17 protein-coding genes are annotated in these 20627 nt (G+C 67.3%); 7 read left to right on the forward strand and 10 right to left on the reverse strand.

All coding sequences use genetic code 11. The features are described 5' to 3' along the window. Positions 1-32 precede the first annotated feature (32 nt). The 7 genes from J7654_RS03970 to J7654_RS04000 all read right to left on the reverse strand — a co-directional run bounded on the left by J7654_RS03970 (position 33) and on the right by J7654_RS04000 (position 6865). A complete protein-coding gene (locus tag J7654_RS03970) occupies positions 33-791 on the reverse strand; it encodes an ABC transporter ATP-binding protein (protein WP_209738414.1) in 759 nt (252 codons plus the stop codon). Then, on the reverse strand, positions 788-1636 hold the full coding sequence (locus tag J7654_RS03975) for an ABC transporter ATP-binding protein (RefSeq protein WP_209738416.1): 849 nt from the start codon (positions 1634-1636) through the stop codon (positions 788-790). Before J7654_RS03975 ends, J7654_RS03970 begins: the two co-directional genes overlap by 4 nt. 4 nt (positions 1637-1640) lie before the next feature. Next, positions 1641-2540: an ABC transporter permease gene (locus tag J7654_RS03980; RefSeq protein WP_377946398.1), complete on the reverse strand. Its 900-nt coding sequence runs from the start codon at positions 2538-2540 to the stop codon at positions 1641-1643. Next, a complete protein-coding gene (locus J7654_RS03985; protein WP_209738418.1) occupies positions 2537-3556 on the reverse strand; it encodes an ABC transporter permease in 1020 nt (339 codons plus the stop codon). The genes J7654_RS03980 and J7654_RS03985 overlap by 4 nt, the downstream gene beginning before the upstream one ends. A gap of 65 nt (positions 3557-3621) precedes the next feature. Further along, positions 3622-5193: an ABC transporter substrate-binding protein gene (locus J7654_RS03990; RefSeq protein ID WP_245195628.1), complete on the reverse strand. Its 1572-nt coding sequence runs from the start codon at positions 5191-5193 to the stop codon at positions 3622-3624. Between the two features lie 188 nt (positions 5194-5381). Next, a complete protein-coding gene (locus tag J7654_RS03995; protein ID WP_209738429.1) occupies positions 5382-5564 on the reverse strand; it encodes a hypothetical protein in 183 nt (60 codons plus the stop codon). Between the two features lie 458 nt (positions 5565-6022). After that, positions 6023-6865 (reverse strand): MipA/OmpV family protein, encoded by an 843-nt coding sequence (locus J7654_RS04000; RefSeq protein WP_209738431.1) that lies wholly within the window; start codon positions 6863-6865, stop codon positions 6023-6025. Between the two features lie 479 nt (positions 6866-7344). Here J7654_RS04000 and J7654_RS04005 point away from each other — a divergent pair, with 479 nt between their 5' ends. From J7654_RS04005 to J7654_RS04025, 5 genes are all read left to right on the forward strand, one after another. Beyond that, the gene (locus J7654_RS04005) at positions 7345-8535 is read left to right on the forward strand and encodes an efflux RND transporter periplasmic adaptor subunit (RefSeq protein ID WP_209738434.1); all 1191 of its coding nucleotides are present in this window, start codon (positions 7345-7347) and stop codon (positions 8533-8535) included. Continuing rightward, on the forward strand, positions 8532-11630 hold the full coding sequence (locus J7654_RS04010) for an efflux RND transporter permease subunit (RefSeq protein ID WP_209738436.1): 3099 nt from the start codon (positions 8532-8534) through the stop codon (positions 11628-11630). The genes J7654_RS04005 and J7654_RS04010 overlap by 4 nt, the downstream gene beginning before the upstream one ends. 53 nt (positions 11631-11683) lie before the next feature. Next, the gene (locus J7654_RS04015) at positions 11684-12424 is read left to right on the forward strand and encodes a response regulator transcription factor (RefSeq protein WP_209740188.1); all 741 of its coding nucleotides are present in this window, start codon (positions 11684-11686) and stop codon (positions 12422-12424) included. Further along, entirely contained in the window at positions 12424-13743 is a 1320-nt protein-coding gene (locus tag J7654_RS04020; protein ID WP_209738438.1) for a sensor histidine kinase, read from the forward strand. The genes J7654_RS04015 and J7654_RS04020 overlap by 1 nt, the downstream gene beginning before the upstream one ends. A 155-nt stretch (positions 13744-13898) precedes the next feature. Further along, positions 13899-14528 (forward strand): methyltransferase family protein, encoded by a 630-nt coding sequence (locus tag J7654_RS04025; RefSeq protein WP_209738440.1) that lies wholly within the window; start codon positions 13899-13901, stop codon positions 14526-14528. Between the two features lie 172 nt (positions 14529-14700). Here the strand turns inward: J7654_RS04025 and J7654_RS04030 are convergent, their stop codons facing one another. From J7654_RS04030 to J7654_RS04040, 3 genes are all read right to left on the reverse strand, one after another. Next, the gene (locus tag J7654_RS04030; protein WP_209738442.1) at positions 14701-16080 is read right to left on the reverse strand and encodes an aspartate aminotransferase family protein; all 1380 of its coding nucleotides are present in this window, start codon (positions 16078-16080) and stop codon (positions 14701-14703) included. A 29-nt stretch (positions 16081-16109) separates the two neighbouring features. After that, on the reverse strand, positions 16110-17603 hold the full coding sequence (locus tag J7654_RS04035; protein ID WP_209738444.1) for an NAD-dependent succinate-semialdehyde dehydrogenase: 1494 nt from the start codon (positions 17601-17603) through the stop codon (positions 16110-16112). 118 nt (positions 17604-17721) lie between these two features. Further along, positions 17722-18219 carry an Lrp/AsnC family transcriptional regulator gene (locus tag J7654_RS04040; RefSeq protein WP_209738445.1) on the reverse strand — a complete coding sequence of 166 codons (498 nt, stop codon included), beginning with the start codon at positions 18217-18219 and terminating at the stop codon, positions 17722-17724. Positions 18220-18294: 75 nt separating this feature from the next. On the opposite strand from J7654_RS04040, the gene ehuR reads away from it, so the two are divergent. Then, positions 18295-19677 (forward strand): MocR-like ectoine utilization transcription factor EhuR, encoded by a 1383-nt coding sequence (gene ehuR / locus J7654_RS04045; protein WP_209738447.1) that lies wholly within the window; start codon positions 18295-18297, stop codon positions 19675-19677. A 123-nt stretch (positions 19678-19800) separates the two neighbouring features. Beyond that, positions 19801-20583 carry an ectoine/hydroxyectoine ABC transporter ATP-binding protein EhuA gene (gene ehuA, locus J7654_RS04050; protein WP_280842356.1) on the forward strand — a complete coding sequence of 261 codons (783 nt, stop codon included), beginning with the start codon at positions 19801-19803 and terminating at the stop codon, positions 20581-20583. Positions 20584-20627: the final 44 nt, after the last annotated feature.

Consider the following 20627-nt stretch of genomic DNA (forward strand, 5'->3'; position numbering starts at 1 on the left):
CGGCCATCTTCGTTCCCGGTTTTCAAGCGGGTTCAGGCGACACGGTCGTACTCCAGGCTCGCCTCGATCAACTGGCGCGCGTAAGGGTGCGTCGCCCCGTTCGAAACGAGCTTGGAGCGATCGAGGATCTCAAGCACCTCGCCCCGCTCCATCACCGCCAGCCGGTCGCACATGTGGTCGACCACCGCGAGATCGTGGCTGACGAGGATGTAGGTGAGGTTCCGGCGCGCCTTCAGCTCGGAGAGAAGATTCAGGATCTCCGCCTGCACCGAGACGTCGAGCGCGGAGGTCGGCTCGTCGAGGAGGAGCACATCCGGCTCGAGGATGAGCGCACGGGCGATTGCGACGCGCTGGCGCTGGCCACCGGAAAGTTCGTGCGGATAGCGGTCGAGGAACTCCGCCGGCAATCCGACCTCGGTGATGGCCCGCTCGGCCCGCGCCTCCTGCCGGTCGAGCCCGTGGATGCGCAGCGGCTCCATCAGCACAGTACGGACGGACTGGCGTGGATGGAGCGAGCCGTACGGGTCCTGGAAGACCATTTGCAACATGCGGCAGCGTTCCACCGTCGGGATTTCACGAACGTTGCGGCCGCCGATCGCGACCTCACCGGTCCACTGGCGCATCAGCAGCGACAGGCATCGCAGGATCGACGACTTGCCCGATCCCGACTCACCGACGAGCCCGAAGCATTCCCCCGCCGCGACCGTGAAGGAGATGTCCTTCAGGATGCGGACGGCGCGAGCGCCCTCTCCAAGGCTGATCGTCAGTCCACGAACGGCGACCTCCTTCATGCCCGCATCTCCTCCAGCGGCCGCTTCCATTCGGGGCGGCGTTCCAGAACCTTCAGAGGCTCACGGTTGCCGCCGATGCGCGGCTGGGCCGCCAGAAGGCCGCGCGTATACGGATGCTCGGCCTCGCCGAGCCTGGAAGCCGGCAGGCTCTCGACGACCTGGCCGGCATACATGATCAGGACGCGGTCGCAGAAATTGCGCACGAGATTGAGATCGTGGCTGATCATGATGAGCCCGATGCCGCGCTCGCGCACCAACTCATCCAGGATACCGAGCACTTGCAGGCGGACGGTGATGTCGAGCGCCGAGGTCGGCTCGTCGGCGATGACGACGCCCGGCTCGGACATCAGCATCATTGCGATCATGACACGCTGGCCCATGCCGCCCGAGACCTCATGCGGATAGAGAGCATAGACCCGCTCGGGGTCGCGGATATGCACCGCCCCCAGCATGGCGAGCGCCTTCGCCTTCGCTTCCTTGCGCGACGAGCGGAAATGAACCTGGAAGGCCTCGGCCACCTGGTCGCCGACACGACGGATGGGGTTCAGCGAGAATTTCGGGTCCTGCAGGATCATCGACATGCGGCGGCCGCGAACCCGCAGCATCTCGCGCTCGGAAAACTTCAGAAGGTCGAGTTCCTGCAACTGGAGCCGGTCCGCCGTCACCTCCGCGCTCGGCAGAAGGCGCAGGAGTGCGCGTCCGACGGTCGACTTACCGGAGCCGGACTCGCCGACGATGCCGAGCCGCTCGCGCCCGAGCGCGAACGAGACGTTGCGCACCGCCGGCGCGTCGCTTCCCCGGTAGCGCACGGAGAGATTGGCGACGTCGAGGATCGTGTCGCTCATCGGCTTATCTCCGGTTCATCTGCTTGGGGTCGAGCGCATCGCGCAAACCGTCGCCGACGAGGTTGAAGGCAAGGCTCACCATGAGGATCGCAAGGCCGGGAAAAGTGACCAGCCACCAGGAATCGATCATGTAGCGCCGCCCAGTCGCGATCATCGCGCCCCATTCCGGCAGGGGCGGCTGCGCGCCCAGGCCCAGGAAGCCAAGCCCGGCCGCCGTCAGGATCACCGTCGCCATGTTCAGCGTCAGGCGGATGATCACCGAGGGAAGGCACATCGGCACGATGCTCTTGGCGATGATGCGCAGGGGCGAGGCGCCCTGAAGACGCGCCGCCGCAACATAGTCGGCGGAGCGGAAGGTCAGCGTCTCCGCGCGCGCCAGCCGCGCGATGGGCGGCCAGGACGTGAGCGCGATGGCGATGATCGCGTTGTTCAGGCTGGGGCCGAGCGCGGCCACGAAGGCCAGCGCCAGGATGAGGCCGGGGAAACTCAGAAAGATGTCGGTGACGCGCATCATCACCGTATCGACGAGGCCGCCGAAGTAACCGGCGGTGGTGCCGACGATCAGACCGATGGGGCCGACCACCGCCGTGACGAGGGTGATGATGGTGAGCGTGATGCGCGTGCCGTAGACGAGGCGGCTGTAGATGTCGCGGCCCAGTTCGTCCGTTCCGAAGAAGTTCGCCGCGCCAGGCGCCGCCAGCGTGTTCGCGAGGTTCTGCGCATAGGGGTCGTGCGTGGCAAGAAGCGGCGCGAAGAGTGCGATAACCAGCAGAAGGCCGATCACGACAAGGCCGAAGCACGAGATCGGCTTGCCCAGAAGGAAGACGAGGATGTTTCGCAGGCTGTGCAGGGCAGGGTAGCGCCGCCGGCTCGCTGTGGACATGGTCAGGGTTTCCACGGTCATCGCGTCCTCGGGTCGAAGATTCGGTAGAGCGCGTCGGAGACGAGGTTCAGCGTGATGAAGATGACCCCGATGATCAGAACGCAGGTCATCACCGCGCTCATGTCGCCGATGAGGAGGTTGTTGGTCAGGTACTGGCCGAAGCCCGGCCAGGCGAACACGGTCTCGATCAGGACCGCGCCTTCGAGCAGCGAGCCGTAGGCGAGCGCGACGATCGTGACGAGCTGCACGCGGATGTTGACGAAGGCGTGCTTCCAGATGGTCTGGCGGGCCGATAGCCCCTTCACCCGCGCGGTGGTGACGTATTCCTGCCCGATCTGGTCGAGCATGAAAGAGCGCGTCATGCGAGTGATGTAGGCGGCCGAGGAGTAGCCGAGGATCGAGGCCGGCAGCACGAGATGATTGAGCGCGTCGCGGAAGACCTCCCAGTCGCGCGCGAGCGCCGCGTCGATGAGGAGGAAACCGGTCCGCTCGTCGACGAGGCCGATATAGTAGTCGCTCATCCTGCCGCCGCCGCCGACCCATCCCAGATGAGCGTAGAGAACGAGCAGCCCGATCATGCCGGTCCAGAAGATCGGCATGGAGTGGCCGAGCAGACTGAAGATGCGGATGACCTGGTCGAGCAGCTTGTCGCGATTGACGGCCGCGATCACGCCGAGGGGAATGCCGAGCCCGGCGCCGAACAGGATCGCAAAAGTAGCAAGCTCGATCGTGGCCGGCAGAACGTAGAGGATATCCTCGATCACCGGACGCCCCGTGCGGATCGACGTTCCGAAATCGCCCGTCAGGACGTCCCCTACATAGAGGAAGAACTGCTCGTAGAGCGGGCGGTCGAGGCCGAGTTGGAGGTAGACGCGCTGATAGGTATCGCGGGTCGCCTCCTCCCCCACGATCGCGCGGACCGGGTCAGCCGGCATCATCCGGCCGATCACGAAGGTGAGGACGAGCAGCCCGAGAAGCGTGATCGCGATGGCGACGGCCTGGCGAGACAGGCCGGGAAGGCGGAGATTCTGGATCATCGGGGAGGACGCCTTGGGTGATGGAAAGCTGCCTCAGCCATGGGGCGGCCGACGCGAGGCGGACGTCAGCGCTCCTTGCCCACGCGTCCGAGATCGGTCGACCAGGACGGGTTGACGACTAGGCCGGTTATGTCGGCTCGCGCGGCCACCGAGGTGATGACCTCCGAGAAGGGCTGGATCGAGGGGACGACCTCCTCGAGCCGGTTCTGAATCGCCGCATAGAGATCGACCTGGCGCTCCGGGTCGGTCTCGACCACGGCCTCGTCGATCATGCGGTTGAGTTCCTCGTCGTAGAACGAGGTGCGCCAGCCCTGGAAGTTCGTGAGCTGTGCTTCGTCCGAATTGTCCGGGTTGTAGAGGAGCGCGCGAAGGTTCGAGTCCGGGTGCGGGTTCTGCCCCCCGCCGCCGCGACCGACCACGAGCTCGAAATTGCGTTCGCGCATCGCGCCATAGACCTGGTCGCCCGAGCCGGTCACGACGCTCGCTCGAATGCCTCCCTGTGCGAGGCTCGACTGGATCGCGGTCGCGAGATTGAGGAAAGGCTCGTCGGCGACCGCCCGGAGGGTGACGGAGAAGCCGTCCGGATAGCCGGCCTCGGCGAGCAGCCCCTTTGCCTTTTTGGGGTCGAATGCATAACCGGGGTCCGGTAGAAGCCCGAGGAAGCCGGAGTTGATCGGCCGCTGATGGGTCCGGCCGAAATAGGGCAGGATCGCCGCGTTCAGACCTTCGTAGTCGATGAGATGACGCAGGGCCTCCCGCACCTGCGCCTTGGCGAAGCGCTCGTCCTTCATGGACACGGCGAGATAGTAGAAGCCGGTCGAGGGCACGGACTCGACGCGCACCTCGTCGTTGGCCTCGAGCGCGCTCAAATCCGCCGGCGACAGTTGGAACGCGATATCGAGATCGCCCCTTTCCAGCATCAGGCGCTGGCTCTGCGATTCGGGAATGTGCCGCCAGATGATGCGCTGCATCAGGGGCGCCTCGCCCCAATAGTTCTCGTTCGCGGTCAGGATCACCCGCTCGTTGGAACGCCAGTCCTGCATGGTGTAGGCGCCGGAGCCTGCGGAGTTCAGGGCCAGCCAGGCCGAGCCGAGATCGTTTCCCGACGCGTTCTCCTCGACAAGCGCGCGGTCGAGGACGGAGCCTGGCCCGACAATGCCGAGAGTGGCCACGATGATCTGCGGATCGACAGGGCGCGGCAGCGTCACGACCACGGTGCGCTCGTCCGGCGCGGAAAAGCTCGCCTCTGCGTTCTCCGCAGTAAAGCCATGTGTCTTGAGGAACGAGGATTGGGCCATATTGAGCGCCATCAGGCGCTTCAGAGACCACACGACGTCGTCGGAGGTCACCGGGTTGCCGGAGGCGAACAGAGCTCCCTCGCGCAGGTGGAACGTGATCGACATGCCGTCCTCGGCGATGTCCCAGCTCTCCGCGAGGTTCGGCCGCGCTTGCGAGCGCTCCACCGGATCGAGCGCGACAAGACCGTCATAGACGTTCGCCAGCACCTGGACCGTTTCCCGTCCGGTGATCGCATGCGGATCGAGCGTGAGCACGTTGGTCATGCTGAACCCGACGACCAACTGATTGGGGGGCGTCTGCGCGAAGGCCGGACCAGACAGGACGGCCGCCCAGGCCATAAACGCGCCTGCAAGCCCGAAAGCCCGCGCCGAGCGAAGAAGCGAGTCGTATTTCATAGCCATGCCTCCCACATGTCTAATGCCATTCGCCAACCTGTCAGACATATTTGCGAAGGTCAATCCTTCATGCCTGAATGTCCAGCGGGCTGCGGCTCCCTCACGGGGCGAACTCGCCAGAAATCGCGCTCTCAGCCGGTCAGACCAGCCTTCCCGGGATCACAAAGCCCGACGGCCCGGAGCTTGATGCACTTCTCGTGCAGGTCCTCTGACCAGTTGAGGAGGAAGGCGGCCGGCAGGACGCAGGGCGGCATGACCCTCGCGATCAGATGGAGTACCTCCCCCTTGCCGACATTGGCCCAAGCCAGGCTCATGCCGGGGGCGGCCGCTGATCGCCGCTGATCCCGCCGAAGGTTTCGCGAGCGCGCCCGCTCGCAAGCGCAGGGCCAAGGCCCCGCTTGGTGCCGACGAAATCTCCGAGACGCTGAACGCATCTCCATCCTTCGTGCCGTAATCGCAAAGGACGAACGACCGGCGATGGTCGGAGCGACCACGCTCATTCGCGATCTGGCGCAAACTCGATGCGAAGCGCTGTGTCGGGCGGCCGGCGGAACCGGCAACGCACCATCGTTCGATCGGCACCGGCGATCCGGAGGGGCCTCGCCCAGACGAATCCGCCACGGCCGATGCGCGGCGGTTTCACGCCGGCGACAAGGCCTTCCCTTTTTCAAGGAAGGCCCGAAGCACCGCCCTGTTCGGCATCTGCCGGCCCGTTGGATACTCAGGCGACGTCAGAATCGATCGATATGCGCCAGATCGAACCGGTCGGCCATCAGAACTTGTACCCGAGAAAGAGCGAGGCGGAGGGCTGGAGGTCGTCTTCGACGATCGGGCTGTCGGCGGCGTCGCCCGTCAGGAAGCCGACGCCCACCTCGCCGCGGACGAGCCAGTTCTCGTTGAAGAGGTACGTCGCCGATGTGGATATGTCGACGCGCTTCAGTCCGGCTTCGGCCTGATATTCGGGCAGGCCGGACGCCGCCGCCTGGATGGCGTCCACGCCGAAATAGGCCTGCATGTGATTGTCGTCCGCGATCGTCGCCTCGGCCTTGGCGCCGAGAATGAGCCGCTGGCTGACAGGCGCCGTGAGCGAGAGGCCGGTCTTGCCCAGAAGGCTTTCGCTGCCGCCGATCGTCTGTTCGATCGTCGCATAGGCTTCCAGGGGGCCGAATTCGTAGGCCGCCCGGCCGCCGAGGGTCGCCGCGAAGTCGATGTCGCCGAGGCCCCGGAGCCTGTCGTGGTCGTCCTCGTTCCGCCCCGATTCATAGCCGACGAGAGCGGATACGGAGAAGCCTTCATACCGGAAGGCGGTGATCTCGAGGCCCGTGGGATCGATCTTCAGCCAGTCGTCGTAGGTGAACAGGAAGAAGGGGATGGGACTGACCTCCAGGTCGTCGCTTCCCTCGTATTCCGGCCTGTAGCGCGCGCCGGCGCCGATGACGAGCGTCCAGTTCCGGAAGGTCTCGGCCTGCTGAACCTCGTAAGACGGCACCTCGAAGGGCGGCTCGGCATATGTCACGTCGGCGGCTGCCGCCCGGATTGTCGTGGCCGCCAGGCCGGCCGCAACCAGGATTGCCGCATTCGCAGGATGACCGGTGCTACGCGAAAAAAGGAACATGATGACTCCGGGACGACGTGATTGGCCATCGCTCGCCTCGAAGGCCCGGCGAGAGCCGCGATCCGGTTTCTGTCACGGGGCAGGCTCGGCGGACGTGTTGTTGTGTTTCGGTTTGTTAACGCGGCGTCGCGTGGGGTCGCGCCGTCCGGGCCGCGCAGCCGTCCGGAGCCGAAAACGGCAGTGAATTCCCCCGCGCGCTCGCCCGGCCGGCCTTCGCAACACAACATAACAGATCAACACCCGCATACGCTGGCGCGCCCTTAGAACGGGACCGGTCTTGAGGAAGCGGCCGCACCTCGTCCTCGCGTGCCGATCGCAAGCTCTGGAGCCTGCCGATGCCTGCTTTTCCCGAACGTCGCCATGGCGCTTCGCCTTTCGAATTCCGTTCGCCGGAATGGAGCCGATGCGCCGATCGGCCGCCGCTCTCCCCCCGCCGGGGCGGGCCCCGGCCGGATCATCGGGGATGGAAGCTGGTCCTTTTGGCCGCCGCTTTCGTCGCGCTGATTCCCGGAGGCGCTCATGCCGCCGGTGCGGACACCGCGTCCCTCGCGCAGGCGGTCAGTGTCGTGACGGCGCAGGGCGGGGCGGTCGCCGAAACGGCGAGGCTGACGGGAAGCGTCGTCGCGCGTGAGCTTGTCTTGGTCGGGTCCGACCTCACCGACCTGCGCATCGTCTCGATCGAAGCGGAGGCCGGCGACACCGTGAGGGCGGGCGACGTTCTGGCTCGCCTCGACGACACGATGCTGCTGGTCGAGCGGGACGGGACATCGGCCCGGCTCGCGCACGCCGATGCCGCCATCGCCCAGGCGCGCAACCAGATCGAGGATGCGACCATCGCCCTCGCCCAGGCCCAGGCGGACAGGGAGCGCAGCGGCAGGCTGCAGGAGAGAGGCGTCGTGCCGGCCGAAACGCTGGAGGCGCGGACCACCGCGATGAGGCGCGCCGGGACAGCCCTCAGCGCCGCGCATCAGGCCCTGACGAGCGCAGAGGCCGAACGCAAGGTCGTCGAGGCCGACCTCGCCCGGATCGAGGCGCAGCTCGAATTCACGAAAATCCGCGCGTCGCAATCGGGCCTCATCCTCCAGCGCAACGCATCTGTCGGGGCCGTTGCCGCCAGCGGTGGCGAGGCGCTCTTCACCATCGCGCAGGACGGGATCTTCGAATTCGACGCCGAGGTCTCGGAGCAGAGCTTCGCCCGGATGCGGGTCGGGCAGAAGGTCCGCGTGACCGTGGCCGGGCAGGACGGCCCGCTCGACGGCACCGTCCGGCTTCGCCTGCCGATCCTGCAAGGGGGCAGCCGGCTCGGCCGCCTGCGTGTGACGCTGCCGGAGGGCATCGACCTGCCCGTCGGGGCCTTCGCGCGCGGCGACGTGGAGGTCGCGATGCGAAGCGGGGTCTTCCTGCCGGCGTCGGCCGTGCAGATCCACACCGACGAGGTTTTCGTGCAGACCGTTCGGGACGGCGTCGTCGCGCGCAGGCCGGTCGAGGTTGGCCTGCGCGCCGCCGGGCTGGTGGAGGTCAGATCCGGCGTCGAGGCGGGAGAGACGGTGGTGCTGAAGGCGGGCAGCTTCCTCGGAGAGGGCGACCGGATCGCCCCGGTCCTGGCCGCCTACGCCATTCCCGAGGTCTCCCTCGAGAGTGCCCTGCTGACACTGGCGGCGGACCGATGAACGTCTCCGCCTGGGCCATCCGCAACCCGCTTCCCTCGATCCTCCTCTTCGTCGTTCTTCTGGGGCTCGGGCTTCTGAGCTTCCGCAGCCTGCCGATCACTTACTTTCCGAACATCGACGTCCCGGTGGTCACGGTCACGATCACGGATACGGGCGCCTCGCCGCAGGAGATCGAGACCGCCATCACGCAAGCTGTCGAGGACGCGGTCGCGAATCTCGTGGGGATCAGGGAGCTCAGCTCGTCCATCGGCGAGGGGGAATCGACGACCACCGTCGAGTTCGAGCTCGGCGTGCCGATCGACAGGGCGGTGGCGGATGTGCGCGACGCGGTCTCCACCATCCGCTCCGATCTGCCCGTCAGCATCGACGAGCCCATCATCGGCCGCGTCGACGTCGAAAGCGGGGCGGTGGTCACCTACGCCGTCAGCGACCGCGCCATGACGCGCGAGGAACTGTCATTCTTCGTGGACGACGTGGTGATGCGCAAGCTGCGCGGCCTTTCCGGCATCGGGCAGATCGAGCGCACGGGCGGCGTGAGCCGCGAGATACAGGTGCGGCTCGACCCCGATCGCCTGCTGGCTCTGGGCATCACCGCCTCGCAGGTCAACGCGCAGCTCGGCGGGCTGGCCATCGACGCCAGCGGGGGAACGACGCGGGCCGGGGGCATCGACCGCGCCCTTTCCACGCTCGGTGCTGTCACCTCGCTCGATGAACTCGCGGCCATCGACATCGTGCTGGCGAACGGCTCGACGGCCAGCCTCGCCGATCTCGGCTCGATCGCCGACACCCACGCCGAGCCGGACGGGTTCGCGGCTCTCGACGAGCGGGAGGTGGTCGGCTTCTCCGTGTTCCGGGCGCGCGGGGCAAGCGATGTCGGGGTAGCGCAAGCCGTTGCCGTAGCGCTGGAGGAGCTTTCCCGCGACCATCCCGGCGCGCAGTTTTCCCTGATCGACGACAGCGTGACCTATACGCTCGGAAACTACGACGCGGCGATGAACATGCTGATCGAGGGCGCGTTCCTCGCCATGGCCGTGGTCTTCCTGTTCCTGCGGGACTGGCGGGCCACATTGGTGGCCGCCGCCGCCCTGCCGCTGGCCGCGATCCCGACCTTCTGGGCGATGGACCTTCTCGGCTTCTCCCTCAACATCATCAGCCTGCTCGGCATCACGCTGGTGGCGGGCATCCTCGTGGACGACGCCATCGTCGAGATCGAGAACATCGCTCGCCACGGGGCGATGGGAAAGACGGCGCGCGAGGCTGCGATCGACGCCTCCGACGAGATCGGCATGGCGGTGATCGCCATCTCCGCCACCATCATCGCGGTGTTCGTGCCGGTCGGCTTCATGGGCGGCGTGGTCGGGCAGTATTTCCGCGAATTCGGCCTCACCGTCGCCATCGCCGTCTTCTTCTCGCTTCTGGCCGCCCGGCTGATCACCCCGCTGCTCGCGGCTCGTCTGATGCGCATGCGCCCGGAGATCCATCGCCCGCCCGGCATGGCGGGCCGGGCCTATGGCCGGCTGGTCCGCCTGGCGGTCGGCTGGCCGGGAACCACCGTGGCCGTGGCCATCGTCCTGTTCGCCGTCTCGATCCTCGCGGCGCGCGGGCTGCCGACCGAATTCCTGCCCCCGGACGACAATGGCAAGATCCAGATTTCCGTGGAGTTGCCGCCTGGCTCTACGCTCGACGAGACGAGGCTCGTCTCGAACGCGATCTCGCAGGAGGTCCGCGCGCTGGACAACGTGGCGCAGGTCTTCGTCAGGGGCGGCATCGACGCGACGGGCCGCCGTGAGATACGGCGCGCGGCCGTTCTGGTCGTCCTGCGGCCGAAGGGGGAGCGCACGCAGACCGTATGGCAGGTCGAGGCCCTCGTCGCCGATCTCCTGCGGGGCGTGCCCGACATCCGCTTCGAACTCTTGAACAGCCGGGGCGGACGCGATGTGTCCGTGTCCGTCCTCAGCCGGGACGGCCCGGCCGCCAGCGAGGCGGCTGCGATGATCATGGCGGAATTGTCCTCCGCGCCCTTTGCTGTGGGGGAGAGCTCGAGCGAGACGGCGGCCAGGCCCGAGCTCAGGATCCGCCCCCGGCCGGAGCGCATGGCCGACATGGGCGTGACCACCGCCGGGATCGCCGAGACCGTCCGGGTCTCGACCATCGGAGCCGCCGCGCGCGATCTGGCAGACTTCCGGGAGGGGGAGCGTCGGATACCGATCCGCCTTCAACTCAACCAGGCGGCGCGCGACGACATGGACACGCTGGGCTCCCTTCTGGTCCCCACGGTCAGCGGCGGTGTCGTTCCGCTCTCGCAGGTCGCCGAGATCGAGATCGGCAACCGCGTCTCGCAGATCGAGCGCTTCGACCGGCAGCGCCTCATCGACATCGGCTTCGACACGGTGGCGGGCATGACGGCGGGCGAAGGTCTGCGCGCGCTCTGGAGCCTGCCGTCCGTCGGGGCCGTCCCGGCCGGCGTCAGCGTCGTCGCCAGCGGCGATTCCGATACGCAAGGGGATGTCTTCGCCAGCTTCGGCGTGGCGATGGGCGCGGGCATCACGCTGGTGCTGATCGTCCTGATCCTCCTGTTCAACAGCCTGCTCACACCGGTGACGATCCTGGCCACCCTGCCGCTGTCGGCGGGCGGCGTCGTCCTCGCGCTCATGGCGACCGGCACCGCCGTATCGCTCCCCGTCGTCATCGGCATCCTGATGCTGATGGGCATCGTCACCAAGAACGCGATCATGCTCGTCGACTTCGCCGTGGAGCACGAGAGGAAGGGCATGTCGCGCCGCGACGCCTCCATCGCGGCGGGCATCGAGCGGGCGCGCCCCATCATCATGACGACGCTCGCCATGTCGGCGGGCATGGTTCCCGCGGCTCTGGGCATCGGCGATGGCGGCAGCATCCGCTCCCCGATGGCGATCGCGGTGATCGGGGGCCTGATCGTCTCCACGCTCCTGTCCCTCGTGGTGGTGCCGGCGCTTCACTGCCTTCTCGGGGACTTGGCGGGGAAGGCGGGGGCCCTTACCGTGGGGCGGCGCCGGGAGGATACGCCTCTGCCCGCACCCCGCGACCATCCGGCCCCGCCTGGGACGGCCGCATGAGCGAATCCGGCGGCGGCGGTTCGCTCGATCACTTCAACCGACCTGGACGGACGATGCAACCCACGCAACCGCAGAAGCGCGACGGCGACCGGCCCTCCATCCTGATCGTCGAGGACGATCCGGAGATCGCCCGCATGATCGCCTCGACGCTGGGGGATGCGGGCATGAAGGCCGAGATCGCGGGCGACGGCGCGCAGATGGACGCCTGGATGCGCCGCGCCTCCTTCGATCTGGTCGTGCTCGACGTGATGCTGCCGGGGGAGGACGGGTTTTCGATCTGCCGGCGGCTGCGCGCTTCGCGGACCATTCCGATCCTCATGCTGACGGCGCAGCAGGAGGAGATCGACCGCGTGCTCGGCCTGGAGCTCGGTGCGGACGACTATGTGACGAAGCCCTTCAGCACCCGCGAGCTCATCGCCCGCATCCGCAGCCTGTTGCGACGGGCCGCCTACGCTCCTGAGCACGAGGGCCAACTGCGCCCGCTTCGCTTCGACGGATGGACCATCGACCCGCAGCGTCGGCAGGTCCGCGACCCGCAGGGCGCGCGCGTATCGATGACGACCACCGAATTCGACCTCCTCCTGGCGCTGTGCCGCAATCCCGGCCGCATTCTCTCGCGTGAGCAGCTCCTGTCGATGACCCATGCCGGCCTCGCCGGGCCTATCGAGCGGAGCATCGACGTGCATATCAGCCGGCTGCGCCAGAAGATCGAGGCCGATCCCTCGCAGCCGACCTTGCTGACCACGGTGCGCCTGGCCGGATACATGTTCGCGGCGGCCGTGGAGCCGCTCTGATGGCCTTCCCGCGATGGCTCATGCCGGCGACGATCCGCAGCCAGATGTTCTTCGTCATTCTCCTCGCCGTCGTCACTGTCGTGACGATCGGCGATTACGCCGACCTCGTGCAGGACGCGCTGTTTCCCGTCGAGGACATCGACACGATCGCTGATCGTGCCGTGATGGTCGCCGAGCTCATGTCGGAGGCGAATGCGCAGGAGCGGGCCTGGCTGCTCGAACGCGCTTCCCGGACCGGTCTCGACCTCTCATTGGTCGATCCGGACGCGCTCCAGTCCATGATCGCCTCTTCTCCCGCCCCGCGCCTCGTGGACCGCTGGGTCGCCTGGCTGTTCCCCCCCGACGCCCGTCTCTCTCCCGGCGGGCAGTGGATCGTGATCGACGGCCGCAGGGCGATCGCGCTACCAATCGACCCACAGTCGCTCCTGATCGTGCGCGATCTCCCCGAGGCGATCGAGACCGACGACTTCACCACTCCCTTTACCTACTACATCCTCTCGATCCTGACCCTCCTCGTCCTCCTCTCCTTCTATGCCGCGCGGGCCATCGCCCGCCCGATCGACCGCATCGTCGCGGAACTCGACCGCACCGACGGGGTCGCGGCGGAGCGCGATATCGAGGAGAAGGGCACCATCGAGGTCGTGAAGCTGGCGCGCGCGCTGAACGGGATGCGAAGGCGGATCCGCAGCATGGTCGACATGCGCATGCGCATGTTGCGCAGCGTCAGCCACGATCTGCGCACGCCGCTGACGCGCCTTCGCCTGAGGGCGGAGCGCCTGGACGAGGAGCCGCGCCGGGCCATGATCGCCGACATCGACCGCATCGACGCCCTCGTCGCCGAGACGCTCGACTATCTGCGCCTCGACGCGCAGGGCGAGGGCGAGGAACGGGTCGATATCACCAGCCTTCTGCGAACCATCGAATCCGACTTCGCCGATGTCGGCTTCGATGTCCGCTACGAGGGGCCGGAGCGCGTCATCGGCATGTGCAAGCCCAACTCGCTGGCCAGGGCCGTCACCAATCTTTGCGACAACGCGGTGAAGTTCGGCCGGACAGCCGTCGTGTCGCTCGATCGCTCCGACAAAATCATCAGGATCGACGTCGCCGACGACGGACCGGGGATTCCACCCGAGAAGCGAGCCCTCGTGATGGAGCCGTTCTTCAAGCTCGACGCGGCGCGCGGTGCCGGTTCGGGCCGAGGCTTCGGCCTCGGCTTGTCCATCGTCGCCGACATCGTGAAGGCCCATGGCGGGACGATGGAGTTCCACGACCGCCAGCCGCGCGGCCTGATCGTGCGTCTGCTGCTGCCTGTGCGGTAGGCGCCCGCCGGTTCCTCCCGGCGCGCGCGCAGGCTCACGGACCGGGCGTTAACATATCGACATAGAACAAAGCCTCGCAGGCCCCTTCCGCGATCTATCCAGGAGGCATCGGGACGCTTCGTCCCCGTTCACGCCGCGCCTGGAGAAACGAACGAATGTCCCAGACCGCCCTGCGACGAAGCCTTGCCGCGACGCAGTCCCGCCGGAAGCTGAGAATCCGCCTCGCGATCCTCTTTCTATCGCCGCTTCTCCTGCTGGCGACCGGCCCCTGGGAGCCCGGCTCCTGGCAGCGCCGGTCGATGGAGGATATCGGCGTTCTCCTGATCTTCGTCGCCATCCTCGGACGGGCGTGGAGCATCCTTTATATCGGTGGCCGGAAGACCCGCGACCTGGTCGCCACCGGCCCCTATTCGGTGACGCGCAACCCGCTCTACTTCTTCTCCTTCATGGCCCTCGCCGGCCTCGGCGCCCAGACGGGCAGCTTCGCCATCATACTGGTGCTGCTGGCGGCCGCCTGGGCGATCTTCCTGCCGGTGGTCCATCGGGAGGAAGCGGCGCTCGGCGAGGCGCACGGCAGGCGTTTCGAGACATATCGCGCATCGGTCCCCCGCTTCCTCCCGAACCCGCGCCTCTGGACGAACGCAGGCGAGATCAGGGTAGACCCCGCCATATGGGCCCGGACGGTCCTGGACTCCTCGTTCTTCCTCCTCCTGGTCCCCCTCATCCGGGGCATCGGCTGGATGCAGTTCTCCCTCTTCGGCCCGCATCTGATCCTGCTTTTCTGACGGGAAGCGGGCCGGGGCGAGGTGTTCCGATGTGTCCCTTCCGGGCCAGGCGCTTGGCGAAGAGCCCCTGCCCCGCCTGCCGGCGCTGTGCCCTCGAAGCACAGGGGCCGCTATATCCAGGCCGTGGCCGGCAATGGACTTCGGCAATCCGCCCCCGCTCCCAAGGCCTGCGTCACAACGCCTGCGTGACGGCTTTCACCGCTGCCGCGGTGCGTTCGACGATGGTGTCGGCTTCCTCCCTTGTCAGACACAGGGGCGGTGCGAAGCCGAGGATGTCGCCCTGCGGCATGGCGCGGGCGATGACGCCGCGCTCCAGGAGCGCGCTGGCCAGTTGCGGGCCGACCTTGCGCCCGGCATCGAAGAAGGCCCGGTCGTCCTTGTCCTCGACGAACTCGACGGCGGCCAGGAGCCCCTCGCCGCGCACCTCGCCGACATGGCGGTGGTCGGCCAGCGCCTGCGTCAGGCGGGAACGGAAATGCGCACCCACCTCCCTTGCGTTTTCAACGAGGCCGAGCTTGTCGATGAGTTCGAGATTGGCAACGCCCGCGGCCGCGCACAGCGGATGGGCCGAATAGGTCCAGCCGTGGCCGATGACGCCCAGATCGTCGGAGCCCTTCACCAGCCCCTGCCACATCTTCTCCGAGACGATGGTGCCCGAAAGCGGGGCATAGGCCGAGGTGAGCCCCTTGGCGATGGTGATGAGGTCCGGCTTCATGCCGTAATGATCCGAGCCGAACATGGAGCCGAGACGGCCGAAGCCCGTCACCACCTCGTCGGCGACGAGCAGCACGTCGTATTTCGTCAGGACCGCCTGGATCTTCTCCCAATAGCCGGCCGGCGGCGGCACGATGCCCCCCGTTCCGAGCACCGGCTCGCCGATGAAGGCGGCAACCGTCTCCGGCCCTTCCTCCAGGATCATCTCCTCCAGCTTGCCCGCGCAGAAGGCGGAGAATTCCTCTTCCGACTGCGAGCGGTCGGCCCGGCGGAAGTAATAGGGCGCCTCGGTGTGCAGGATCGGCGCGCGCGGCAAATCGAAGGCGTTGTGGAAGAGCTGGAGGCCGGTGAGCGAGCCGGTCATCACGCCCGAACCGTGATAGCCGCGCCAGCGCGAGATGATCTTCTTCTTCTCGGGCCGCCCGAGAACATTGTTGTAGTACCAGATGAGCTTGATGTTGGTCTCGTTGGCATCCGAGCCCGAGAGGCCAAAATAGACCCGGCTCATGCCTTCCGGCGCGCGATCGATGATCATCCTGGCGAGGCGGATCGAGACCTCCGAGCCGTGGCCGGCATAGGCGTGGTAATAGGCCAGCTTGTGCGCCTGCGCCGCGATGGCCTCGGCGATCTCCGTGCGCCCGTAGCCGACGTTCACGCAGTAGAGCCCGGCGAAGGCGTCGATGCTCTCGCGTCCGTCCCGGTCGACGATGGTGACGCCCTCACCGCCCTCGATGATGCGCGTCGGGCTCTCGCCGCGCGCGTGCTGGCCCATATGGGTCGAGGGATGGAAGAAATGGTCGCGGTCATAGGCGTTCAGTTCGTTCGAACGGTCGAGCATCAGACGGCTCCTTCTGTGGGATTTGATGGTCAGGCTGCGTCGAGGCAGACATATTTGAGGTCGGTGAAGGCCTCGAGGCCGTGGCGCGAGCCCTCGCGCCCGAGGCCGGACTGCTTGACCCCGCCGAAGGGCACCGGCGCGCCGGTGATCTTCACCCGGTTCACCGCCACCATGCCGTAGTCGAGCGCGGCGCTGATCCGCGCGATGCGTGCGGCGTCGCTCGTCACGAGATAGGCCGCAAGGCCGTATTCGGTGTCGTTGGCGCGGGCCGTCACCTCCTCCTCGGTGTCGAAGGGCGCAAGGGCCGCGACGGGCCCGAAGGTCTCCTCGCGCATGATCAGCGCATCGTCCGGCACGTCGGCAAGGAGCGTGGGGCGATAGAAGAGAGCGCCGGCCTCGTGACGCGAGCCGCCGACGAGGAGCCGGGCGCCGCGCGAGACGGCGTCCTTCACCTGCGCGTCCACCTTTGCCACGGCGCGTTCGTGCATCAGGGGACCGATCTCGGTGCCCGCGTCGAGCCCGTTGCCGACCCTCAGCGCCTCGATCCGCGCGGCATAGGCGCGCAGGAAGGCTTCGTAGACCGGCCGTTCGACATAGATGCGGTTGGCGGCGAGGCAGTCCTGCCCGGAGGTGGCGAACTTGGCGTCCATCGCGATATCGACCGCCTTTTGCAGGTCGGCGTCGGCGAAGACGAGGAGCGGCGCATGGCCGCCGAGCTCCATCACCAGCCGCTTGACGGTGGGCGCCGATTGCGCGGCGATCAGCCGGCCGATCCCGGTGGATCCGGTAAAGCTCATGGCGCGCACGCGGGGGTCCTCGCAAAGCCGGCCGACAATGGTGGCGGCCTTGCCGGTGACGACGTTGAAGATACCGGCGGGAAGGCCGGCCCGATCCGCGAGAGCGGCGAGCGCGAGCGCCGACAGCGGCGTCTCGGAGGAGGGATGGGCAACAGCGGTGCAGCCGGCGGCGAGCGCGGCCGCCGCCTTGCGCGTCAGCATGGCGGCCGGGAAGTTCCAGGGCGTCACGAGACCGACGACGCCCAGCGGCACGCGGCTGACCTGCATATGAGCGCCCGGCAGATGGCTCGCCACGCTCTCGACGGTAACGCGCCTGGCTTCTTCGGCATAGAACTCCACGAAGGATGCGGCATAGTCGATCTCGCCGCGCGCCTCGGCCAGCGGCTTGCCTTGCTCCAGCACCATCAGGAGGGCGAGGTCCTCCCGTGCTTCGAGAATGAGGGCGTGCCATCGCTTCAGGAACGCCCCGCGCTCCTGCGGCAGAAGGCGGCTCCATTTCGCAAAGGCGGTGCTGGCGGCGTCGATCGCCGCGCTCGTCTCGCCGGCCCCCAGATCGGCCACGAAGGCGACGGCCTGCCCGTTCGCCGGGTCCCGCACGGCGAAGCTGCGGGCCTCTTGGCCGCGCGTCCAGCGGCCGTTCACATAGGCCTGCTCTCGCAGGAGGCGGGAGTCGGCGAGCCTTGTCATGGCCGGATGCGTCTCAAGCCGGGCGACCTGCGCATTCATGACAAGCTCCTCTCGAGGTCGGCGACGAGAGGAGCTTACGGGCGTTCGGCCGGAGGCTTGGTCCATTCCTTCGCGGCGGCGAGGACCGTTTCTCCGAAAGGACGGCCCTCGGCGGAGATTATCTCTCTTCGCAAGCGCCCATGAGCATCGATACGGGCGGCTCGGGCTCCTCCTTCACCGTGCGGGTGACGATATAGGTGAAGTAGCGCGCGATCCCGATCTCGCGCTCCAGCCAGCCGTCGATGAGCCGCTGATAGGCGTCGATGTCGCGCGCCACGATCTTGAGGATGTAATCGACGCCCCCGCCCAGCGCCCAGCAGGCGACCACCTGCGGCGCTTCGCGCACGACCCGCTCGAAACGCTCGAAATCGACATGGCGGTGGCTGCCGAGCGTCACCTCCACCATCACCGCCGTGAGCGGCGTGACGAGCCGCATGTCGAGCCGCGCGCCGTAGCCCCGCACGATCCCGGCATCCTCCAGCTTTTTGAGCCGCATCCAGCACGGCGTGGGCGACAGGCCCACCCTTTCGGCGAGAGCGAGCTTGGTGATCCGGCCCTCGTTCTGGATGGCGGCGAGGATCTTCAGATCGAAGGCGTCGAGCTTGATGGAGGACATGGCCCCGTCCGGCCGCCCTGGGGGCGGAATGCGATTTTCGTTGTCGATTGTCATGATTTCAGGAAAAGTGCGATCATGACAATGTGGTTTCTCGATCCGGCCACCCTGAAACGCCCGGTCTATCTCTCCCTGGCGGACCAGATCGCCCGCGCCATCGAGGATGGCAAGCTCGTGCAAGGCGCGCGGCTGCCCCCGCACCGGGCGCTGGCCGATTCGCTGTCCATCTCCGTCCAGACCGTCAGTCGGGCCTATGAGGAACTGATCCGGCGCGGCCTTCTGTCCGGGGAGACGGGGCGCGGAACCTTCGTGCGCACCGCCCGCTCCGAAGGCTCGCTGCCCTACCTGCCCGAGAGGCTGGGCGAGATCATCGACCTGTCGATCCTCAAGCCGGTCTGCGAGACGCTGCATCTGGACCGGATGCGCAAGGCGTTGATGGAGCTGTCGGAGAACCTGCCGGCGAGCGCCGCCTTGTCCTTCCGGCCGAACGTCATCTTCCCGCGCCACCGGGCGGTGGCGGTGGAATGGCTGAAACAGTGCGGGCTGGAGGCGCAGGCCTCCAACATCTGCCTGACCAACGGGGCGACGGCGGCCATGACGACGGCGCTGCTCTCCACCGCCCCGGCCGGCTCGGCGGTGGCGACGGAAGCGATCGGTTGCCATACTCTCATTCCGCTCGCCGCCTATCTCGGCCTGAAGCTCGTCGGCATCGAGCTCGACGAAGAAGGCATCGTCCCGGACGCGCTGGATCATGCCTGCCGCGCCGAGATGCTGCGCGCGCTCTTCGTGCAGCCCTCCGTCATCAACCCCACCGCCACCCTGATGAGCCTGCGGCGGCGCGAGGAGATCGTCGCGGTGGCACGGCGGCACGACATCGCGATCATCGAGGACGACGTTCTGGGCCCGCTGGTGGAAAACCGGCCGCCGCCCATCGCGGCGCTGGCGCCGGAGCGCACGCTCTACATCACCAGCTTCACCAAGACGGTCCTTCCGGGCCTGCGCACCGGCTACCTCGCCGTGCCCGACAAGATGCTGCCGGCGGTGATGAACCGCCATCTGGTGACGAACTGGATCGCGACCCCCATGATCGCGGAGATCGCCACGCGCTGGGTGAGCGACGGCACGGCGATGGATCTCGTCAGATGGCAACGCCATGCGCTGCGCTCGCGCCACGCGCTGGCGCGCGACATGCTGTCCGGCATCGCCCATCGTGCCCACCCGGAAGCGCTGCATGTCTGGCTGCCCCTGGCCAGCGAGTGCGAGGAAAGCCTGTTCATGGCGCAGGCGCGCCTGCGGGGCGTGGCCGTCGCGCCGGGCCAGTCCTTCCAGACCGGACCGGCCCATCAGCCCGCCGTGCGCATCTCGCTCGGCTCCACCAGCGAGGACGAACTGCGCGCCGGCCTGCGCGTCGTGGCTCATCTCGTGAAGGCCCCCCCTGAACCGCTTCTGCTGGCGATCTAGGCGCACCTGCCCAGTTTTTATGCCTGCTTTGGCAAAATTGTCATGGTTTTATTTTGCCGATTGACATGATTTAAGCCCGGCGACATCGTTGGTCCACGAATGGCCCTGAACCCAGGAGGGAGCGTGGCCCAGCCGATCATCCAGCTCGACCGTGTCACCAAGCGCTTCGGCGAGCTGACCGTGCTCGACGATCTCTCCTTCGATGTCCTGCCGGGCGAGAAGCTCGCCCTGATCGGCCCGTCGGGCTCCGGCAAGACCACCATCCTGCGCGTCCTCATGACACTGGAGAACCTCACGGGCGGGCACATCGCGGTCGATGGCGAGGGGCTGTTCCATATGCGCAAGGGTAGGCGCGAAGAGCCGGCCGACGAGACGCATCTGCACCGGATGCGCGCCAAGATCGGCATGGTCTTCCAGCACTTCAACCTCTTCCCCCACAAATGCGTGCTCGACAACGTCACGCTGGCGCCGATCCTGACGCAAGGAGTGACGCGCGCCGACGCGCGGGAGCGGGCGATGGAGCTTCTCGACATGGTCGGCATGGCCGACAAGGCGCAGGCCATGCCCGCACAGCTTTCCGGCGGGCAGAAGCAGCGCGTGGCGATCGCCCGCGCGCTCGCCCTGCGCCCGAAGATCATGCTGTTCGACGAAGTGACCTCCGCGCTCGATCCCGAGCTGGTGGAGGAGGTGCTGAACGTCATGCGCATGCTGGGCCGCGAGACGGACATGACCATGCTGCTCGTCACCCATGAGATGGGCTTTGCCAGGGACTTCGCCGACCGCGTCCTGTTCTTCGACCGGGGGCGGATCGTGGAGGAGGGCCCGCCCTCGCAGATCTTCACCAGTCCCAGGCAGGAGCGCACCCGGAACTTCCTGCGCAAGGTCGTGGGCGCCGGCCATCTCTGACGGGCGGCGATGAGGCCCTCGAAAAGACCATTCGGACAGAAACG

This window comes from Aureimonas populi (assembly GCF_017815515.1).
Classification (GTDB): Bacteria; Pseudomonadota; Alphaproteobacteria; order Rhizobiales; family Rhizobiaceae; genus Aureimonas; species Aureimonas populi.